Source organism: Niallia sp. NCCP-28, from assembly GCF_023168165.1.
In the GTDB taxonomy this organism is placed as follows: Bacteria; Bacillota; Bacilli; order Bacillales; family Cytobacillaceae; genus Niallia.
Map to the genome: position 1 here is coordinate 584,996 of NZ_BQYJ01000002.1, position 21,262 is coordinate 606,257.

Here is a 21,262-nt window from a genome sequence, read left to right on the forward strand (position 1 = left end):
ATGGCTTTACAAGAAAAAGTTAGAATTCATTCAGAAAATGGACTTCATGCAAGACCTATTACAAAAGTTGTCACAGCCGCAACTCAACTAACCTCGACTATCCATATTATGTATAAAGAAGAAAAAGTAAGTGCTAAAAGTATGATAGGCATGATGAAATTAGGAGTTTGCAAGCATGAAGAAGTCATTGTTGAAGCAGAAGGCAAACATGAAAAGCAAGATTTAGAGACAATTATAGATATTCTAAAGCATGCAGAATAGGGATATTATAAAAAACACTAGTTGAAAAGCAACTGGTGTTTTTACTTTTTTGAAGGTTGATAGTACGTGGCGGCAGAAGGATGCTGGTAAAATCAAGTATTGCAAAGAGACATATAGCGGTTATTCAATCAGCGAAAATATGGTTTATTTAAATTAAGGATATATTATTTAACAATAATATTGTAAAGCGAACATTTGTTTGGTAAAATAACGAGTGCTAATATTTGTATATTTTTTTGTCTAAGATGATAAAATGAATTTTTTAGCAGCATTTTGGAAGAAATACATAGTATATGGGAGGACAAGAATGGAATCAAAGATAAACTCGAAAGCAATTTTAATAACGTTTATGATTGGAGCATTTTTTGCTATCTTAAATGAAACATTGCTTAATATTGCACTTACGGAATTAATGGATGTTTTTAACGTGGATGCACCTACTGTTCAATGGCTGGCAACTGGTTTTATGCTTGTTATGGGTATATTAATGCCTATCTCAGCCTTGCTGATTCAATCGTTTACAACAAGGCAAATGTTTATTGGTGTGATGACCATTTTTTTAATGGGAACTATTATAGCAGGATGTGCAGTGAATTTTCCGATGCTGCTTGCAGGAAGAATGATTCAAGCAGTGGGAACAGGGCTGTTGATACCTGTCATTATGAATGCCATGCTTTTACTGTATCCCCCTGAAGTCCGCGGGAAAATCATGGGGACATTTGGTTTGGTTATTATGTTTGCCCCTGCAATCGGTCCGACTTTATCAGGCGTTATTGTTGATACGTTAGGATGGCGCTGGCTATTTTTGGCGGTTATCCCCTTTACACTATTTTCTATTCTTTTTGCATTGAAGTTTTTGCAAAATGTTGGAGAGATTACAAAACCAAAAGTGGATACAATGTCTATTTTGCTTTCAACTATTGGAATAGGCGGTTTGGTATATGGTTTTAGCAGTGCAGGGGAAGCCGGCAATGGATTAGTATCGGCAGAAGTGCTCGTTTATATCATCATTGGTGCAATAAGCCTCATTTTCTTTGTCCTTCGCCAATTAAAGCTGGAAGATCCATTATTGGATATGCGGGTTTTCCAATATAAAAATTACACACTTGGTGTAATTTTGTTTGTTATTGTGGTGATGGCTATGTTTGCATCTGAAATAGTGATGCCGATGTATCTTCAGGGACCGCTTGGCTATTCTGCTAAAATGGCTGGATTAATTCTGCTGCCTGGGGCTTTGCTGAACGGACTTCTATCTCCAGCGATGGGAATGCTTTTTGACAAAATTGGTCCAAGAAAACTTATTATTCCAGGAACATTTGTGTTGGTTTGCATCATGGTATTCTACAGCAATATAAATGCATCCATTCCTATGTGGGCATTTATCCTTGTATATATTGTTCTAATGCTGACCATTTCTGCGATTATGATGCCTTCGCAGACAAATGCTTTAAATGAACTGCCAAAGCATTTATATCCACATGGAACAGCTATTTCCAATACGCTGCAGCCTATATCAGGAGCATTGGGGGTTTCCATCTTTGTCAGTATTTTGACAGGAAAAAGCAATCAATATTTAAAAGATCATAATGGCCAGATGACGCAGAGCACAGTAAATGATGCGATGACATATGGGGTGCATCATGCCTACTGGTTCGCATTAACTTTATGCATTATTGCTTTTGTGGTGGCGCTATTTATCAAAAAAGCAGTTTCTCCTGATTTTGATAAAACGGAGACAGAAGCCTCCAGTTAAAATAGTAAAAAAACGAAAAGCAATAGTGAAGAAGTGCCAAGCCTAATTAGAAGATATTTGTTTCTCTAAGCTTGGCACTTCTTACGTTAAGTTGGGAATAAAGTGTATGTTCTACGGTATTTATTCAAACTTAAAAGGAGCAGGTATATTACTTGGTAATATGCCTTTTTTGTATGGATTTGCAATAATACGGATAAAAAATTATTTTACATGAAACTTTTTTCTCTCTTCAAATGTCTAACGGTTAGAAAAAAGAGGTGAAAATATGACAATAGAAAAAAGAGTAAATAAAGCGAAAAAAGGAAATGAAAAAGCCTTTCAAGCGTTAATAGAAATAGAAAAACGCAAATTATACCGCATTGCGTATCTATATGTCAAAAAGGAAGAAGATGCCCTTGACGTAGTTCAAGAAACAATTTGTAAAGCATTTATTTCTATAAAGCAGCTAAAAGATGCTGCCTATTTTTCTACATGGATCACAAGAATATTAATTAATACAGCAATTGATTATTTAAAAAAGAAGAACTGTCTTATTCCTTCAGAAGAAACAGATCAATTAATGCTTCAACCACATCTTCATTTAGAAGAAAAATTAGATTTAGCCGATGCTATATCACGATTAGATGAAATGTATAAAACGGTCATTATTTATCGTTATTATAAAGATTTATCGATTAAACAAATTGCAGAAATATTAAATTGTCCAGAAGGTACGGTGAAGACGAGATTACATCGAGCCATTATGCAATTGAAAACAGAATTAGGGGAGGAGTGTATATAATGGATAATTTTAATTCTACAGAAGTAAAAAATAAAATCGATAAAATAAACATACCTGAGGAAAAATTAAATACTGTTATTCAAATCGCAGTGAAGAATGGAAAAAGCAAGACCAGGAATTGGCCAAAAAAATTCCTTATTTTTAGCAGCGCAGCAATGATTTTATTTGCTCTATTTATTGGATCTGCTTTTGTTTCACCAGCAATGGCAAAAGTAGTGAAAAAAATTCCTTATTTAGGAGAACTGGTTAAGCCGAAAGTTAATATTATGGAGGAGATAACGGAAGCGCTAAGGAATAAAAAATTGAATGCTGTCGCTAATGGTGTAAATTATTATCCTGAAAAAGAAATATATATATCCATAGAAGGATCTGAGGCTTATTATCATTCGGTAAAAAAAGAAGTAGAGAAAATAGTAGAGGATATCTTATTTGCTAGGGGATATGATGCCTATAAAGTAAAAATTAGTAAATTTAATGAAAAAAATTCAAAGATAGAAGAGTATAAGATAATAAAACAGGAAATGGAAAACTTAAATAAAGAAGGAGAAATCTATTCTAGCCTTGAAAAAGAATTTAGAGCTAGGAATTTTAAGGTGAATTTAATGAGTATAGGCCATAATCCTAATGTTTTTTCCTTAGAAATACCAAAAACAGAAACACGAGTAGAAGAATTAAAGAAAATTATTCAAACTATTTTTAAAGAGCAAGGAATAGCGGATGTGACGATAAAGATAAAGAAATTCGATTTGGTAAAAAAAGAGCAAGAAATGAGGTGGAGCGATATTTTGAGCAGCATAGAAGAAGATTTAATAGGGAAAAGCGAGTACAAAGTGGAACAGTTAGGATATTCCGTTCATCCAGAACCACAGCTTCTTATTTATACAACATTGCCTGATACAGGAAAGAGTTCGAAAGCTTTTGCTGAACAGCTTGAAAAAGTAATCAATGATTTTCTTCAATCAGACGATATGAAGAGAAAAGTGAAAAATGAGAAGTATGAGATAAAAATTTATAATAATAAATATAAACGCATTAATTAATGATATATAAAGTGAAACTTCAATCAGTGGGGGTTTTCTTCATCCCCCACTGATTGTTAGTTGAACCAATCAGGCTTTTACGGGCAGTTGTCCCCCACCTAGATTTCTCGTTTTCCCTCATCATCTTGAGGTGGGGGTCTTACTGCCCGTTAATGCGTGATATAGCATTCATTAAAATCTATGAATGCTTTTTTGTGTTCATAATTTTATCTCTTGATGCACTATCATGCTACAATAGGGACAAATTATTCATGTGGGAGAGATAATAAAGTGAGGCTTTCAAATTTTGAACAATTTTTTGAAGAAGAGATATTAGAGCGTGGGAAAAATTATTTTTTTAATGGACATGTGGAAAAGATAGAAGAGGTAGAGGAAAATCATTTTTTTATAGCTATTTTTGGTTCTGATTTTTATACTGTGGAAGTATTTCTAGAGGAGAATGAGCAGATTGCAGATACCTCTTGTGATTGTCCTTATGATTGGAGTGAGTTTTGCAAACATCAAGCTGCTGCATTGTATGCCTTAAGAAAAGAAGTTCACACGACACATCATATAAAAAAGAATGTTGCGGACGATAAAACTCCCGATTTAAAGAGGATTCTCGCTAAGCTTAAAAAAGAAGAACTAATAAATCTTATTATAGATTTCTCAAAAGATTATAAAGAAATAAAAGCATCTTTATTGCTTACATATGTACCGGCAGAAGATACGATTGCTACAAGCAAACAACTGATAAAAGTATTTATGCAAAAAGCAAAAAAACAGGGTTTTATTGAATGGGATCGAGTTGAGGATGCATTAGAAGGAGCATATACTGTACTTGAAAAAGCGCAAATGAAATTGCATGATGAAGAGTGTTATGATGCTGTATTATTGTCCATTGCTGTTTTGTCTGCTGTAGTGGATATGCTGCAATATTGTGATGACTCGAGTGGATTTGTAGGTGAAGTGATAGATGAGACTCTAGCAATTATAGACGAAGGAGCGAGTACAAGTGCATTAGCGTTTGCTAGTGATGATAAAGAGAAGATATTTACAGCAATTATAAAAGAAGCCTGCCAGAATCGGTATGATGGCTGGAGTGATTGGCGCATACGTCTACTAGAAAGTTGCATCTATTTGAGTGATGATAAACAAAGGAGAAAAAAGCTAGAAGACACATTGAATAAAATAATAACAGCAGATTTGGAAGATTCATGGGCATCTAAATACGAGATGGAACAAATCAAACTCTTGCAGCTAAAAATAATCGAGATGCATGAAAGTGATGCTGAGTTAGAAGCATTTCTTCAAGAAAATATGCAATACAGCTCTTTCCGGGAAAAAGTAATTATCATGCAGCTAGAAAAAGGAAAGTATAGAGAAGTCCTTACACTATGTAACCAAGGGGAAGAAGCGGATAAAAAATATGCAGGGCTTGTCACTCGATGGAAAAAATATCGTTTGCGCGCATATGAAAAACTGCAAGATATAGAGAACCAGCGTGAACTATTAAGGGAGCTCTTAATGGATAATCATTTTGAATACTACCATCAATTAAAAAGCCTTTATGATTCTGACGTATGGCAACCTATTTTGGAAAAAATTCTTGATGAAATGAAACAAAAACGATACCTGCCCTCCGCCTATCTGCAAATTTTAATAGAAGAAAAATTAACGAATAAAATGTTTGAATATTGCAAGCAACATCCAGCTTCCATTCAAGAATTATATCCCTACCTTTTAGAGGATTATCTGCTAGAAGTAAAAGAGATTTTTGCTGCCTATATTCATTTTGAAGCAGCAGCTGCTTCGAACCGCAATCAATATAGATATGTTTGCAAAAAGGTTCAAATATTAAAAAGAGCATGTGGAGAGATGGTTGGAAAGAAAATTATAAAGGAATTAATAGAAAAGTATCCAAAAAGAAAAGCTCTTATTGATGAACTTGGAAAAATTAAATAATAAACAAAAGCCGCATTCACAAATGAGCGGCTTTTGTTATGGTTTATATCGTTTCCGAATGTAATTCTGTTTTTGGCGCTGGTTTTAACACAGATGCAATAAAAACAACCAGACTCACACAGCCAATGCCAAGAAGAACAATTGTCGGTTCGTTCAAGCTTAAATGCCCTCCGAAATAAAATAACTCGCGCAATCCGTCAACTAAAAATCTAAATGGCAGCCAAGCATAAATCCAATCGTGGTAAAATGTGGACATAAATTCAGGAGCCATGGATAAAAGCGGCAATCCAAAGAAAAGGGCTAAGATAAATATCGGCATTCCTGCAAATCCAATCCACGCAAAAACCGCAGAAATCATCAAATAAAAGCTGAAGGATGCAACGGCTAAAAATAAAGCAGTCTCACTTATATCGGGAATATTTAACCCTAACCCGCTTGCAAAACTTGCGGTGCCAAATCCGGCAATTAACGCTAATAGAGCGCCAAATAAAACTTGCATAAATTTCCCGGTTAATTTTTCTTTTTTTGTTTGGAACTTCATTTTTTTATTTGCTAAAAACAATAAAACAGCCCCTAATAAACTAGACATCCAGATTGGCTGAAACATTAAAACAGGCGCATTGCCATTTGCGCTATTTGTTCCTGTTTTATTAACTAAGATTGTTTCTACGGAGACTGGTGCTGCTAAAAGGGAAGCTTGCTGCAAAGTAATGGAGCCCCCTTGTTTTTCTAAATTAGCGAATAATTGTTTACTTACTGTACTATTTATGTTTGCAGTAATTTGCGTTAACATTTGGCTAACCATATTAGAGGCAGTTGCATTCATCCCTTGATTTACATAGATTTTCATTTCTGGCACGGACGGGTTGGCTGTTTGAAGAGATGCTTGTTTCGTGCTGAAATCCTTAGGGATGATGATCGCTCCGTAATAGTCGCGGTCATTAAATCCCGCTATTGCCTTATCTTCACTATTCACTTCTATCCATTTAACTTTTGCAGCCTCTCCTTCATTTGCGCTAGAAGCTTTTTTTATACTTTTTAGCAGTTCTTTGCCGAGATTTAATTTTTGCTGATTTGGCAATTGTACTCCTTGATCTTCATTCACAATCGCAATCGGCAGATTTTTGGGTGCAGGATTAATGGATGGAACCATTGTGAGACAGAAGATTAACGCAACTGCTAGTACAATGACAGGTGATAATAACACCAATTTTTCTTTAAATAAATTCATAGCACATACCTCCATTTGAATAAGATATTGAACAATATGTTGATTAATAATATCAGTGTTTATTATAATCATTACTATAGTGAAATCAATGAGCAGTATTATCAGGAGTGTTTAGAAATGAACACAACTTTAAAGATTGTTCATTATTGATTGTAAGAATGGAGAATATGATGGCAAATGAACAGGAAGATCGGAGGATTATTCGATCGAAAAAGTTAATAAAATCAGCCTTTATTGAACTGATTAATGAAAAGGGCTTTGAATCACTAACTGTAAGGGATATAACAAAAAAAGCGGATATTAACCGAGGCACTTTCTATCTGCATTACGAGGATAAATACGATTTGCTGGAGCAATTAGAAAATGAAATGATTGATGAAATGAATCGATTGGTAAAAGAGATCAATCCAAAAGAAATTGCTGATTTTCGTATGCAGGACGAGCCCCTCCCTTTTATCGTAAAGATTCTTGAATATATTGGGAGTAATTCTTTAATGAAGTTTTTATTGGGTTCTAAAGGACATTCCTCTTTTCAAATGAAAGTAAAAGAACTTATGAAGACGAACGTGTTACTAAAAAGAAGGGAAGAAAAGATGGCAATACCAATCGACTATTTAATGGCATATATTTCTTCAGCCCATCTTGGAGTTATTCAACATTGGCTAGATGGGGGGCAAAAAGAAGCGCCGAAAGATATTGCGAAAATATTGCTGGAAATGTCTTTGTTTGGTCCGTTTTCTAGTGCAGGATTTAAGGAAAGGTAGAAGGTTTTTTCAGAAATAGGAAAGAGCAGCATCTAAATCCTTTAGATGCTGCTCTTTCCTAGGGTTGCTTTCTGCTATGATTCAAACTGCACTACAAACTTACAGTAGCTGTCTCCATCTGTCCGGCAGCAAGATCGCTGTACATGGTCTGTTTCAAGCACCTTTTGCAGCATAGCTGTTTCACATCTGCAGGCAGTTTTAAATTCTTTTGCTATTTCCAATAAAGGACAGTTGTACTCCAATAATTCATAGGTATGTTCATCTACCTGAGAAAGCTCTGCCATATAGCCTTTTTCATTTTGAATTTTTGCCATTTCATGGACTTTCTCTACAGAATCCTTGCCATGCATTCTAGTGCTGTATTCTTGAATCAGGCGTTCTTCTCTTTTATTAAATAATTGCTGAATAGATTCTTCTCCATATAATGCTTGTATATCATGCAGAAATTCAATGCTTAAGCCCTCATAGTTTTTTGGGAAAAAATTTTCTGCCTTATCGGATAAAAAGTAGACTTGAAGGGGTCTGCCCATAGCTTGTTTGGTTTCTTTTGATAGAATCATTCCATCTTTTTCTAAGCCGGCAAGATGTTTTCTGACTGCCATATGCGTAATATCTAATCGTTCTGTGAGACCATTCACGGTTAAAAATGCCTCTTTTTTGAGCAGAAGAATTATCTTATCCTTTGTAGTTTTTTGTTTTGCGTCCATTAAATCCTCCATTCTTATAACTGGAGTAAACATCATAATTAATTATACCATGAAGTATAAAATGTTAAAAGATGAGAGAATATTAAGGGCTGGTTCCGTTAAAAAAAATAATAAATTGGAAAAAAATACATTGATTTCTGAATATTTTTACTGTAAGCTTTAAATATACTTTTTATATAAATAAGTATAAAAACTTTTTTCATACAGGGGGATTTTTAACATGACAAAGTATTCACTTCCAGCTTTAAATTATGAATTTAATGCACTAGAGCCTTATATTGATGGGCAAACAATGGAGATTCACTACGGAAAGCATCATCAAACATATGTAAATAACCTAAATGCAGCACTTGAAGGGCAAGCTGTTTTACAAGAAAAGCCATTGGAAGAATTATTAAGCAATTTGGATGAAGTGCCAGATTCCATTCGAACAGCAGTAAGAAATAATGGAGGCGGACATTTAAATCATTCCTTATTTTGGGAAGTAATCGCACCAGGAACTAGCGAAAAAGCACCAAGCGGCAAATTGGCAGAGGCCATTAATGAAGCATTTGGAAGCTTTGATGACTTTAAACAAGCATTCACTGCTGCTGCAACAACTCGTTTTGGGTCAGGCTGGGCATGGCTGGTTGTTGATGAAAATGGAAAATTGCAAGTAACTAGCACGGCAAACCAAGACAATCCAATTATGGAAGGCAATAAAGCCGTTCTTGGTTTAGATGTTTGGGAGCATGCTTATTATTTAAATTATCAAAATAGAAGACCGGATTATATTGCAAGCTTCTTTAATATTATTAACTGGAATGTTGTTTCAGAAAAATTCACAAAAGCAGGAAAATAATTTTTTATTATTTAGAGCAGGATAGATATTTTAGATTTCATTTGTATAAAGTAATAAATAAGGCCTCTTTTAAAGGAGCCTTATTTTTTTATCAGGGAAAATGAGAGCAAGGAAATCTACAAGAATGTTCACTGCTTTTTGCAAATTAAAAGAGAGAGCTGCATATAAGCTCTCTCTTAAAGTACTAGACTATAAACACATTAAAAATTGTTTGCCGCTGTTACTGCTTGTTTGATGCCTTCTTCAATAATTTCCGCAGCTTTATCAGGGGATTGATTATGTCCTTCAATGATAATAGTTGTCGGATTTGTTATTCCCCAGAAATTTAAAATTGTTTTTACATAGTTGACAGACATTTCTGCATTTTGTGCAGGTCCCTCAGAATAAACTCCGCCTCTTGCATTTAATAGAGCAACTTTTTTATCTGGCAATAGTCCAACAGGGCCTTCAGCTGTATAACGGAATGTTTTGCCTGCTTGGCTTAGATAATCTAAGTATGTGTGCAGTACAGCCGGGACTGTAAAATTCCAAAGAGGGAATGCAAGCACAACTTTATCTGCAGCAAGGAATTGATTTAAGTATTTATTTACTAAATCTGTTGCTTTTTTCTCTTCTTCTGTCAACGCTAGATCTCTTCCTAATTTAAACATGCCGTTCATCATATCATTATTAAGATATGGCAAGTTCTCATTATATAAATCTAGTTCAGTTATTGTATCGTTTGGATGAGATTCTTTATAGCTGTCAAGAAAAGCTTGGTAGAGCTGAACACTTACAGCCTGTTCAATTGGTCGTGAATTAGCTTTAATGAATAATACATTTGTCATGGTAAAATTACCCTCACTTTATTTATATTGCAAATAAAAGTTGTTATAGCAACTTTTGTGCTCTAATGAATAGATCATAGGCTAATAATAGCATGAAAAATGTTGTTATAGCAACTATTTTTTTACGAAGAATGTACAGTAAAATCACTACTGTACATTTTCGCACATTTTAGAAAGAATTCTTTGAACTTCATTTAATTCTTTTTCTGTAATCCCCTTGCATACAAGCTTATTAAAGTCATTTGTAATGGGAATGATGCTGCTGCCAAGCTCTTTCCCTTTTTGCGTCAGAAATAATTGCAAGGAACGGCGGTCTTTTTCGCTGCTTACTCTTTTGATGAATCCCTTTTTTTCAAGATTAACAACCATACGTGCAATATTCGTTTTATCTTTAAGGAGAATCTCCGAAATTTCATTTTGATTTCTTCCATCTTTTTCCCAAAGAAGCATCATAATAAGGTTTTGTTCAGGAGCAAGATTAAAAGGAGCTAATTGGCTTTTTACATAACTTGTAAGGGATAAGTCTGTTTGATGAATAAAAATGCTAATATAATCATTTAAAGATAGCTTCATGTAACTCCCCCATCCTATTATTGTTCGCATTATATGTAAATTAATAAAGTTTGTCAATAGATGTTCAAATGACCATTTTAAAGGTTTGAGAGACTTTTTGTGCAAATAAAAATAAACAAAGGAATGCTTGTTATAACCAAGGTTTATTTTTTGAAAACTTCAGATAATTTCTATATACTTACATATAATATTCTCAAGAAAACGAGGTGCTTTTATTAGATGGACTATATAAAATTAGGCACTACAGGAATGGACGTTTCCAGACTATGTCTTGGCTGCATGAGTTTTGGCGAACCGGAACGGGGAAGCCACCAGTGGGTGCTGAATGAAGAAAAAAGCCGCCCGATCATTAAAAAAGCGTTAGAATATGGGATTAACTTTTTTGATACAGCAAATGTATATTCAGATGGAACAAGCGAGGAAATTGTTGGCCGTGCTTTAAAGACTTATGCAAATAGGGATGAAATTGTTCTTGCAACAAAAGTCCATGGCCGCATGCATAAAGGGCCTAATGGAGGCGGACTTTCTAGGAAAGCTATTATGAGTGAGATTGATAATAGTTTAAAAAGACTTGGCACAGACTATGTGGATCTTTATCAAATCCATCGCTGGGATTATGATACACCGATAGAAGAAACGATGGAAGCACTTCATGATGTTGTAAAAGCAGGAAAAGCAAGATATATTGGAGCATCTTCCATGTATGCGTGGCAATTTCTAAAAGCACTGCATGTCGCCGAAAAAAATGGCTGGACGCGCTTTATTTCTATGCAAAATCATTTGAATCTCTTATATCGTGAAGAGGAGCGGGAGATGATGCCGCTTTGCAGAGAAGAAAAAATTGGTGTTATCCCATGGAGTCCGCTGGCAAGAGGAAAGTTGACAAGAGATTGGGAAGTGAATACTAATCGGTCTGAAACAGATGAATTTGGAAAGACATTGTATGCAAGTACAAAGACAGCAGATAAAATGGTGGTAGAAAGAGTGGCTGAAATTGCGGAAAAACGTGGAGTTCCACGTGCACAAGTTGCCCTCGCTTGGGTATTGCAACAAAAGCCAGTAACAGCGCCAATTATTGGAGCAACTAAGATGTCTCATTTAGCAGATGCAGTTGCTGCATTATCCCTTACCTTAACACGAGAAGAAATTCAGCTGCTGGAAGAGCCATATGTGCCTCATCCTGTATTAGGATTTCGGTAGATAGTATCAAAAAACAAGCATTCTGTCGATGGTGGAAGAATGCTTGTTTTTATCCGTTTATAATAATCTGAAGGAAAAGTATTGCTAATCTAATTGTCCCCATATATATTGAAGTAGAATCATATTATAAATGAACATTGAAATTAGTATTTTGGAGGGATTTGACGATGAAGATGCTTTTTCCTGCCATTTCCTTATCTGCTGTTTTATTGCTAGCGGGGTGTTCTGAAGAAAGATTAGATATATCGGCAAGTTCAAAGGATAAAAAAACACTTGAATTTTTTGTCAATAAAGTGGAAACTGGACCAATATTTAATGAATTGATAGAAGATTTTGAAAAAAACAATCCCGATATTGAAATAAAACAAGTCATTGTTCCAGAAGGGATGACCGTTTTAAAATCAAGAATTGCGAGAGGAGACACTCCAGATATCTTTATTACATACCCCATTGAACAGGACTATATAATTAGAGCAAAAAAGGGATACTTGCTTGATCTATCCGATGAATCATTCCTTTATAATATCCAGCCAGCTATTCAAAAAAGATATATTGTAAAAGGCAGAACGTATGGTGTGGCGCTAACTCAAAATGCAGTAGGAGTTCTTTATAATAAAGATGATTTTCGAAAATTGAATATAAGCATCCCAACAACGTGGAATGAATTTGTAAGCGCTTTAAAAATGTTGGATTCGAATGGGAAAACAGCTTTGCTAATGCCTAATAAAGAGGCAAATCGATCTAGTATTTTTAATTTAAACTTAGTTGCAAATGAATTTGATAATGATTATTGGGGGCAGGAGAACTTGTCTATTCGTTCTGATAAAAAATGGGAAAAGATTTCAGAGAAGATACTTACTGTTCTTTCTTATGTTAAAGAAGATTCTTTTAAGGATGATTATTATGCGACTAATCGAAAATTTGCCCATGGAGAAGGTTCTATGTACATTATGGGCACATGGGCATTGCCTTCTATTGAAGAGTACAATCCTTATTTAAATTATGGCATCTTTCCGTTTCCAGCAACAAATAGCGTGGAAGAGAATAAAGTTTTAGGTGGAGTCGATATTGGGCTTGCTATTTCCTCGGAAACTGAATATCCAAGGGAAGCGAAGAAGTTTTTAGCTTTTTTAACAGAAAAAGAAAATGCTGGAAGACTTTCTGCTTATGAAGGCTCAATCAGCACCGTAAATGGAGTGAACAATAATCGGGAGGAACTTCAATTGCTGGAGCAGAAAATTAAATATGGGAAATCGGTCAATTGGCCAAACCATTATTGGGCAGGAGGAACAGCTTCTGAATCTGAGTTCAGAAAATATACTCTTCAGTTTTATGCAGATAAAAATATCACTACATATCTTGGCAATCTGGAAGATATGTATAACTATTACAATCATTATAAAGAGTAGGAAATAGGAGTTTGTTTATGCTGCGATTTCAACATAAAATGATTATTGCATTTGTGCTATTTGTATTGCTGCCAATTCTGTTGCTTGGATTTATCTCTTACAAAATTTCTTCTGGAACACTGCAAAGAAATGTAAGCAATCAAACAATTCAGACGTTAAGATCTGTTGATAAAAATCTGCTTGCGGTTATTTCTGAGATCAATTCTTTTTCTGATTATGTTATTTCATCAAGTGAAATTCAGTCCTATCTTAATACGAATAATACCTCATCCATCTATGATTTTTACAGCAAACAGCAGGAAATCACCGGTGCTGTGTATGGGAATTCGCAAATTAGTGATTTTATTTTATATAGCAATGATGGGAATGTGACCCATATTAACAGCAATGAGATTCCTACTTTAAAAGCGTTGCAATCAAGTGAATTATTTGATTATTTTTTCAAGAAAAAAGGAAGTCCACTCTGGCTTACACCATATGAAAATAAGCAATTTAATTTATCTGATCATAATAATTTAACACAGGCTCGAGTAGTGAAAGATGTGAATAATTTAAATGATTTAGGATATTTAATTTTAACTATTAAACTAGAATTTATTGATCCAATTTTTGCCGATATGGATGAAAGCCCTTCTTCTAGAATGATCGTTAATGAAGAAGGAAGAATCCTTTATTCTTTGGATCGCCATTTAATTGGGAAGAAAATAAACAGAAAACAAACAGAAGCTATGCAGAAAAAAGGAACAGGCTTCCTAATTGATAGGTGGAAAAGGGAAAAAAGCTTGATTACGTATATTCCTTCCAATTTTAAAACAGGCAGGAATGCAGCTTTATTTTTAGTATCTATTAAGCCATGGGAGGAAGTAGAAAGAGACATTGTTCCTATCCGCTTCACAACGATTTTTATCGTTGCTTTTACTATATTAATAGCAGGACTATTTAATAGTTTATATTTAAAACGCATATCCTTGTTTATCCAAGAGCTTTTAGCACATATGAAACAAGTCGAGAGTGGAATATTAGAGAAGAAGATGGGCAGTTTTAAGATTAAAGAATTAAGCAATATTTCCTCTGGCTTTAATAGCATGCTAAATAGAATACAGCGCTTGATCAGTGATGTAGAAATAGAGCAGGAGCGTAAAAGAGATGCTCAGTTTAAGGTATTGCAACAGCAAATAAATCCTCATTTTTTATATAACACTCTTGAATCAATAAACGCACTTGCCGCATTAAATGGACAAAAGGAAATTAGTCGAATGACTATTAATTTAGGAAAACTATTGCGCATAAGCATTAATGGCGGCTACGAGGTGAAGGTAAGGGACGAAATTCGTCATGTCATTAGTTATCTAGAGATACAAAAGATTAGATATGATAATAGATTTGCTTATATGGTTGATGTGGAGGAAGAATTGGAGCATTATTACGTACTAAAGCTTATTATTCAACCATTGGTAGAAAATATTTTAAATCATGGTTTTTCTCAGCAGAATAAACAGGGCATTATTAAAATTAGAGGGTCTATTAGAAATGGACAAGGAGAACTTTGGATTGAAGATAATGGAAGGGGAATGGAGGAATCTATTCTAGCAGATTTGAATAATTGGAAATTAAGAAAAAATGCTGCTGAAGTGAAGGGGCATGGCCATGGCATAAGGAATGTTGCGGAACGATTAGAACTTTATTATGGCCAAAGGTACGGACTAATAGTGTGTTCAACCGAAAAGCATGGAACATTAATAAAAATTTCATTTCCACTAAAAGGTGATTAAATGGTACTTAAAGTTTTACTTGCAGATGATGAGCCGATTATTCTTAAGAATTTAACTCAAATAATAAATTGGCGAGATTTAGGATGTGAAGTTTCTGGTGCAGCACAAAATGGTCAAGAAGCTTTATTCTTTATGGAGAAGGAATCTATCGATATTTTAGTCACGGATATTTCTATGCCTGGAATGACCGGCATTGAGTTAATCAAGAAGATAAATGCTAGCAAAAATAAACCGATTACAATATTAATAAGCGGCTATGATGATTTTGAATATGCTTTAGAAGGCATCCGCAATAATGCTTTAGATTATATTTTAAAACCAATTGATTATGATGAATTGCAGGCATGTGTGGAAAAGGCAATCAAAAAAATAGCAGAAGAACGAAGAAGTGAATATGAGCAAGATAAGTTCACCATCTATAAATTAGTGATGGAGGAAAAATTAGAATCAGAGATAAACAATAAATACAATGCCTATCTTGCTATAATTATAAAAACCCAGGAAGCGATTATTGAATCGAGGATGTTTGAAAGTCAAAGCAATTATTTTCATAAATGCACGAAATTATACCACTACAAGATGGCAGATGATTTAGTTTACTTGATAGTAGAATGTTGTCAGGATAAAAAAGAACAAGTGCTGGAACAAGCAGCTGCTTTTGCACAAAATTTAGCAGATGGGAGGACAGTAAAATCTACTTTTGCAATTGGCAGTGTGGTAGATTGTTTATTTGATATAATACACTCCGTCCAATCAGCAAAAGAATTAATTAAATTTGAACATTGTATGGATGATAATGTTCTTACGGAGGATTGTTTAAAAGAAAATTACAAGGCCAAACATAATTCTTTAGATTCAATGGAAGAAGCATTTTATTATATCAAAAATAATTTTCAAAAAGATTTAAGTATGGAAATGATAGCAGAAAAGGTTGATTTGAGCGTCAGCTATTTCAGTCTGCTTTTTAAACAGAAAACTGGAACGACATTTCTTGATTACTTAACAAATTTAAGAATGGATTACGCTTGTTTATTATTGGAAAAGTCAGATATGAAAACATATGAAATAGCACAAAAAGTCGGTTATACAGATCAACGATATTTTAGCCAAGTGTTTAAGAAAAAAGTAAAAAAAACGCCGAGTGAATATAGAAAAACCAAGTCTCGCTAAATGCTGAGGCTTTTTTTGTTATTAATTTGGAAGTGAAAGGAAATGAACAAAAATCAACAGGGTTTTGATAAGAGAAATTTAAACATTTATTAGAAGATTGCCGCATTTTTTAAGGGAAATAAATGATTTATTATATATTTATGAAAGCGCTTTTAAAAAAGAAGTTCTAGGGGGAGAAAAATGAAAAAACGATTTATTTTAAGTGCCGCATTTGTTTTATCATTTGGTGTATTAAGTGCTTGCAGCAATAATGAAACAACTTCCAAAAGTGATAATGGAGAAGTGAAATTGACCTTGTGGCATCCAGAGGGAAATACATCAGGTGCATATAAAGAGGTTATTAAAGAATTTAATAAAGAGCATGACGGAGAAATAGAAGCAGAAATTAAATTTATTCCAAGAGGCAATAAATACGCTTATGAAGATAAGATTTCTGCTGCTGCAACAAGCGATACGCTGCCTGATTTAGTAGCACTAGATGGTCCGAATGTGGCGAACTACGCAGATGCTGGCATTATTCAGCCAATTGATGGACTGGTTGAGAACCAAGAGGATTTTGTTCAATCTATTATCAAACAAGGAACGTATAAGGACAAATTATATACAGTTGGAGCAACAGAATCTACAGTTGCCTTGTTTTATAATGTGAAGATGTTAAAAGAAGCAGGAATTACTCCACCAACTAAATTAGAAGATGCTTGGACATGGAATCAATTTTATGATGCTGCCAAAAAATTAACGGATAAGAAAAAAGGGATTTATGGAGTGAACTGGACATTGGATTACGGGGAATGGATTATTTATTTCACAGGGCCAACTGTCTGGAGTAATGGAGGAAGTTTTATTGCAGAAGATGGAAAAAAAGCAGAAGGTTATGTAAATGGGCCGAAAACAGTAGAAGCAGTTGAATATCTTCAAAAATTTACGAAAGAAAAACTAGTGAATTTACAGCCGAAGCCGACAGAATTTGAAGATGGAAAAGCAGCAATGATGTTAATGGGTTCATGGGAATGGGCAAAGTTGAAGGATTATCCAGATACTGAATGGGGAATCACTTATTACCCGAAAAGCAATAATGGAGAGCAAGTATCACCATCAGGAGACTGGAACTGGGGAGTTTCTACCGATACAAAACATAAAGAAGAGTCAGCTATCCTTCTAAATTATATTTTAAACAGTGAAAATATTATCAAGATAGCAAATGCTGATAATAAACCAGCTGCACGTATGTCTTCTTTTGAAAAAATGACGGAATGGAACGAGGCACCTTTAAATGTTTTAAAAGAACAAGTGTTGAAAACAGCACACCCGAGACCATCGACTACTGCATACCCAGTATTATCTACAAAATATGGGCAGGCTGTTCAGAATATATTTTTAGGTGGGGATGCTAAAAAAGAACTAGATAAGGTGGCAAAAGAAGTAGAAATGGAAATTGAACGCAAAAAATAAAGAAAACTAAAAGCGTCAATAGATAATGAGAGTAAGGCTGCTTGCTATCAGGCTTATTAGAAAGGAAGCAATGAAAAAATCACTCTGAGGCAATCTTTTAAGGTTGTCTCAGAGTGCAAAAAAGTTAAACATGCAAATTTTCAGGTTGATTGAAAATGTCTGCTTTTTGAGGAGAGGAGCTACCGTAGTTTGGCAATAAGCAGCCGAACAAGGAGAGCAACAAAAAAAAGCGGGCGTTCGCCAACAGCCTGAGGCAATCTCTTAAGATGCCTTTATAAATAAAATCAAGGTGGTGGACCATTTGGAAACATCTAAAGCAGAGACAAAGAATGTCTTTTTAAGAAACGCTGACAATAGGATGACATATGCAAGGCAACAAAAAATGCTTGGTGTGATATTTTCTTTCCCTGCATTAGCACTTATGTTTACTTTTTTGGTTTTGCCTGTGGCTTTAGCATTTATCTATAGCCTAATGAATTATAATATGTTAAATCCAGAAGCAAAAACATTTACGGGGCTGGATAATTATATAAGATTATTTCAAGATCAAATATTTTATACTGCCCTAAAAAATACATTATATTTTACAGTCCTAGTTGTCCCGCTTCAATGCGGTGTAGCGCTTTGTTTAGCATTGCTTGTGAATAAAAAAGTGAAGGTTGCATCTTTAGGAAGAGTGTTTTTCTTTAGTCCAGTTGTAACGTCCATGGTAGTTGTTGCAATTCTTTGGACTTTTTTATACAACGTGGATAATGGATTAATCAATAGTGTATTGAATTTTTTCGGAATCAGCAGTCAGCCATTTTTGCTAAGCCCTAATCAAGCGATGAACTCAATCCTCTTCATGTCCATCTGGCAGGCCGCGGGATTTCAAATGATGATATTTTTGGCTGGTTTAAAAGATGTACCAGAAACATTGTATGAGGCTGCTGATATTGATGGAGCAAATGTTTGGCAGAAATTTCTGAATGTAACACTGCCTTCCATTAAACATGTCACAGGGTTTGTATTAATTATAACGACAATTCAAGCATTTCGATTATTTATCCAACCATATGTAATGACAAACGGGGGACCAAGCGACTCAACGAAAACACTTGTTTTTATGCTTTACGAAAATGGTTTTCAATTCCGTGATGTCGGCTACTCTTCTGCAATTGCAGTAGTATTTTTCCTTGTCGTTATTATTGTGTCATTAGTGCTTAAAAAATTATTAAAACAATAAAGGAGTTGATGAAGGAATGAAGCAGCGTACGAAAAAAAGATGGGGGAAAATAGCAGTATCCTTAGGCATTATCGTACTTGGTTTGTTGTTTATTTCTCCACTCTTATGGATGATAATAGCATCGATTAAACCAGAAACGCTCATTTTTAAAGATATGGGTTTTCAAGCATTTATACCGAAAGAACTAACATTTGACAATTACGCAAAAATTTTATTTTCAGAGGATATTAACTTTTTTCACTATATGAAAAACAGTCTATTTACAGTAGGGATGATTGTTTTGCTTGGAACAATTGTTAATTCCCTTTGTGCTTATGCACTTGTAAAATTAAAATTTCCAGGAAGCAGCCTTATTCTAATTATTATTATCGCATTATATGTTGTGCCATTTGAAAGTGTATTAATTCCACTTTATATTGTAGTAAATAAATTTGGCTGGATAAATGAATTTCCAGCATTGATTGTGCCTTTTATTGCATCAGCATTTAATATTTTCTTATTTAGGCAATTTTTTATGGAGTTTCCAAAAGAATTAGAGGAGGCAGCACAGCTTGATGGTGCCACTCCTTTTCAAACATTCATTCGAATTGTCGTGCCAAATTCAAAGCCAGTATTTGCAACAGCAGCTATTCTGACATTTGTTACCCATTGGAGTGATTTTATGTGGCCGTTGATTGTGGCAACAGATCAATCGATCCAAACGGTGCAAATCGGCATCCAGTACTTGTTTACAGACAATAATATTCAGTATGGACAAATAATGGCAGCACTGACTTTAACGACCATTCCTGTTATTTTAATCTTTTTATTTTTCCAACGCTATTATGTACAAGGAATTACGGCTAGTGGCGTCAAAGGTTAACTAGATGCAGAAAAAAAGGGGTGGCAGTATGTACGAGGAGAAATTTAGACCACAATATCATTTTAGTCCCAAAAAAAATTGGATGAACGATCCAAACGGACTTCTTTTTTATAAAGGGGAATACCATTTATTCTATCAATATCATCCATATAGCAAAGTGTGGGGGCCGATGCATTGGGGCCATGCCATTAGCAAGGATTTGATTCATTGGGAGGAGCTTCCTATTGCCATATATCCAGATGAATTAGGACAGATTTTTTCAGGAAGTGCTGTAGTTGATAGGGAAAATACTAGTGGATTGAAGAATTCAGATGAAGATGTGTTGATTGCGATTTTTACCCATCATGGAGAGGATAATGAAAAACAGAGCATTGCCTATTCTAACGATAAAGGGAGGACATGGGCGAAATATAAAGGAAATCCAGTGTTGAAAAACCCGGGAATAAAAGATTTTCGCGATCCTAAAGTATTTTGGCATAATCCATCACAAAAGTGGATCATGACTTTAGCAGCAGGTGACTGCGTTCATTTCTATGGATCGCCAAATTTGCTGGATTGGTCCTTTCTCTCTTCCTTTGGTAAAGAGTATGGGGCACATGGGGGCGTTTGGGAATGTCCAGATTTAATAGAATTAGAGATAGAGGGAGAAAAGGCGAAAAAATGGGTGCTGATTGTGAGCATTAATCCAGGAGGACCGAATGGCGGATCAGCTGTGCAATATTTTACTGGTGATTTTGATGGAATAGCTTTTGCAGCTGATACGGAAAAGGAGAGAATGCAATGGGCTGATCATGGTCGTGATTTTTATGCTGCTGTTACATGGAGCAATACACAAGAGCCTATTTGGATTGGATGGATGAGCAATTGGCAATACGCCAAGCAAGTGCCGACAGATCCCTTTAGAGGTGCCATGTCTATTCCTCGAAAATTAACATTGCGCAAAGAGGAAGGGGAACTAAAATTAATTCAGCTTCCAATTGATTTTGCTTCGATTGTTGCTAGTGAAGCAATAACAATGGAATCATTCACCCTGCAGCCAGATAAGCCGGAAAAAATAGAAATAAATAACCTACAGATGCTTTTTCAAGGAAAAGTAAAGGGAAATACAGCTTCAGCTTTTACATGGACGATAAGAGGAGAAAATGAATATTTGCAAATTATTTTTGATGGTGTAAATAAAGAGGTAAGAATAGATCGAACCCAAAGTGGTTTAACAACATTTTCTGAACAATTTCCAAGTGTTAGTAAAATGCCGCTAAAAGAATTAGAAGAGTTCAGCATTTTTATTGATCAATCGTCTGTAGAATTATTTGTAAATCAAGGAAGCGGTGTGATGACGGAATTATTTTTTCCAACAGCAAAGAAGATGGTATTAGAAATAGAGGCGATAGATGGCATTGTTGATTTAGGAGATATTTCATTAAAAAATCTTCAGTCCTCTTGGAAATAA

The 21,262-nt window shown here is 34.7% G+C and carries 19 protein-coding genes; 15 read left to right on the forward strand and 4 right to left on the reverse strand.

Features of this window, described 5'->3' with window-relative positions:
• The 5 genes from NCCP28_RS07490 to NCCP28_RS07510 all read left to right on the forward strand — a co-directional run bounded on the left by NCCP28_RS07490 (window position 1) and on the right by NCCP28_RS07510 (window position 5,779).
• A complete protein-coding gene (locus tag NCCP28_RS07490) occupies window positions 1–261 on the forward strand; it encodes an HPr family phosphocarrier protein (RefSeq protein WP_248560770.1) in 261 nt (86 codons plus the stop codon).
• Window positions 262–568: 307 nt separating this feature from the next.
• Complete coding sequence (locus tag NCCP28_RS07495; protein WP_248560771.1) at window positions 569–2,014, forward strand: MDR family MFS transporter; 1,446 nt, start codon at window positions 569–571, stop codon at window positions 2,012–2,014.
• Window positions 2,015–2,279: 265 nt separating this feature from the next.
• Window positions 2,280–2,795, forward strand: coding sequence for a sigma-70 family RNA polymerase sigma factor (locus NCCP28_RS07500; protein ID WP_248560772.1), 516 nt, complete (start codon window positions 2,280–2,282; stop codon window positions 2,793–2,795).
• Window positions 2,795–3,835, forward strand: coding sequence for a DUF4030 domain-containing protein (locus NCCP28_RS07505; protein ID WP_248560773.1), 1,041 nt, complete (start codon window positions 2,795–2,797; stop codon window positions 3,833–3,835). The genes NCCP28_RS07500 and NCCP28_RS07505 overlap by 1 nt, the downstream gene beginning before the upstream one ends.
• Window positions 3,836–4,105: 270 nt before the next feature.
• Window positions 4,106–5,779: an SWIM zinc finger family protein gene (locus NCCP28_RS07510; RefSeq protein WP_248560774.1), complete on the forward strand. Its 1,674-nt coding sequence runs from the start codon at window positions 4,106–4,108 to the stop codon at window positions 5,777–5,779.
• A 43-nt stretch (window positions 5,780–5,822) separates the two neighbouring features.
• Here the strand turns inward: NCCP28_RS07510 and NCCP28_RS07515 are convergent, their stop codons facing one another.
• Entirely contained in the window at window positions 5,823–7,010 is a 1,188-nt protein-coding gene (locus tag NCCP28_RS07515) for a YhgE/Pip domain-containing protein (RefSeq protein WP_248560775.1), read from the reverse strand.
• Window positions 7,011–7,117: 107 nt separating this feature from the next.
• Here NCCP28_RS07515 and NCCP28_RS07520 point away from each other — a divergent pair, with 107 nt between their 5' ends.
• On the forward strand, window positions 7,118–7,774 hold the full coding sequence (locus tag NCCP28_RS07520) for a TetR/AcrR family transcriptional regulator (RefSeq protein WP_248560776.1): 657 nt from the start codon (window positions 7,118–7,120) through the stop codon (window positions 7,772–7,774).
• 74 nt (window positions 7,775–7,848) lie between these two features.
• Here the strand turns inward: NCCP28_RS07520 and NCCP28_RS07525 are convergent, their stop codons facing one another.
• The gene (locus NCCP28_RS07525; protein ID WP_248560777.1) at window positions 7,849–8,481 is read right to left on the reverse strand and encodes a helix-turn-helix transcriptional regulator; all 633 of its coding nucleotides are present in this window, start codon (window positions 8,479–8,481) and stop codon (window positions 7,849–7,851) included.
• Between the two features lie 220 nt (window positions 8,482–8,701).
• Here NCCP28_RS07525 and NCCP28_RS07530 point away from each other — a divergent pair, with 220 nt between their 5' ends.
• Entirely contained in the window at window positions 8,702–9,322 is a 621-nt protein-coding gene (locus NCCP28_RS07530; RefSeq protein WP_248560778.1) for a superoxide dismutase, read from the forward strand.
• Window positions 9,323–9,522: 200 nt separating this feature from the next.
• Here the strand turns inward: NCCP28_RS07530 and NCCP28_RS07535 are convergent, their stop codons facing one another.
• Together NCCP28_RS07535 and NCCP28_RS07540 are read right to left on the reverse strand one after the other, a co-directional pair.
• Window positions 9,523–10,149, reverse strand: coding sequence for an FMN-dependent NADH-azoreductase (locus tag NCCP28_RS07535; protein WP_248560779.1), 627 nt, complete (start codon window positions 10,147–10,149; stop codon window positions 9,523–9,525).
• Window positions 10,150–10,296: 147 nt separating this feature from the next.
• The gene (locus tag NCCP28_RS07540) at window positions 10,297–10,722 is read right to left on the reverse strand and encodes a MarR family winged helix-turn-helix transcriptional regulator (RefSeq protein WP_248560780.1); all 426 of its coding nucleotides are present in this window, start codon (window positions 10,720–10,722) and stop codon (window positions 10,297–10,299) included.
• Between the two features lie 219 nt (window positions 10,723–10,941).
• On the opposite strand from NCCP28_RS07540, the gene NCCP28_RS07545 reads away from it, so the two are divergent.
• The 8 genes from NCCP28_RS07545 (at window position 10,942) to NCCP28_RS07580 (ending at window position 21,262) form a co-directional block, all read left to right on the forward strand.
• Complete coding sequence (locus NCCP28_RS07545) at window positions 10,942–11,922, forward strand: aldo/keto reductase (RefSeq protein ID WP_248560781.1); 981 nt, start codon at window positions 10,942–10,944, stop codon at window positions 11,920–11,922.
• 167 nt (window positions 11,923–12,089) lie between these two features.
• Window positions 12,090–13,331, forward strand: coding sequence for an ABC transporter substrate-binding protein (locus NCCP28_RS07550; protein WP_248560782.1), 1,242 nt, complete (start codon window positions 12,090–12,092; stop codon window positions 13,329–13,331).
• 17 nt (window positions 13,332–13,348) lie between these two features.
• Entirely contained in the window at window positions 13,349–15,103 is a 1,755-nt protein-coding gene (locus NCCP28_RS07555; RefSeq protein WP_248560783.1) for a cache domain-containing sensor histidine kinase, read from the forward strand.
• The gene (locus NCCP28_RS07560; RefSeq protein ID WP_248560784.1) at window positions 15,104–16,273 is read left to right on the forward strand and encodes a response regulator; all 1,170 of its coding nucleotides are present in this window, start codon (window positions 15,104–15,106) and stop codon (window positions 16,271–16,273) included.
• Window positions 16,274–16,453: 180 nt separating this feature from the next.
• Window positions 16,454–17,725, forward strand: coding sequence for an ABC transporter substrate-binding protein (locus NCCP28_RS07565; protein ID WP_248560785.1), 1,272 nt, complete (start codon window positions 16,454–16,456; stop codon window positions 17,723–17,725).
• 301 nt (window positions 17,726–18,026) lie between these two features.
• Entirely contained in the window at window positions 18,027–18,950 is a 924-nt protein-coding gene (locus NCCP28_RS07570; protein ID WP_248560786.1) for a carbohydrate ABC transporter permease, read from the forward strand.
• A 16-nt stretch (window positions 18,951–18,966) separates the two neighbouring features.
• Window positions 18,967–19,812, forward strand: coding sequence for a carbohydrate ABC transporter permease (locus tag NCCP28_RS07575; protein WP_248560787.1), 846 nt, complete (start codon window positions 18,967–18,969; stop codon window positions 19,810–19,812).
• A 28-nt stretch (window positions 19,813–19,840) separates the two neighbouring features.
• Entirely contained in the window at window positions 19,841–21,262 is a 1,422-nt protein-coding gene (locus tag NCCP28_RS07580) for a glycoside hydrolase family 32 protein (protein ID WP_248560788.1), read from the forward strand.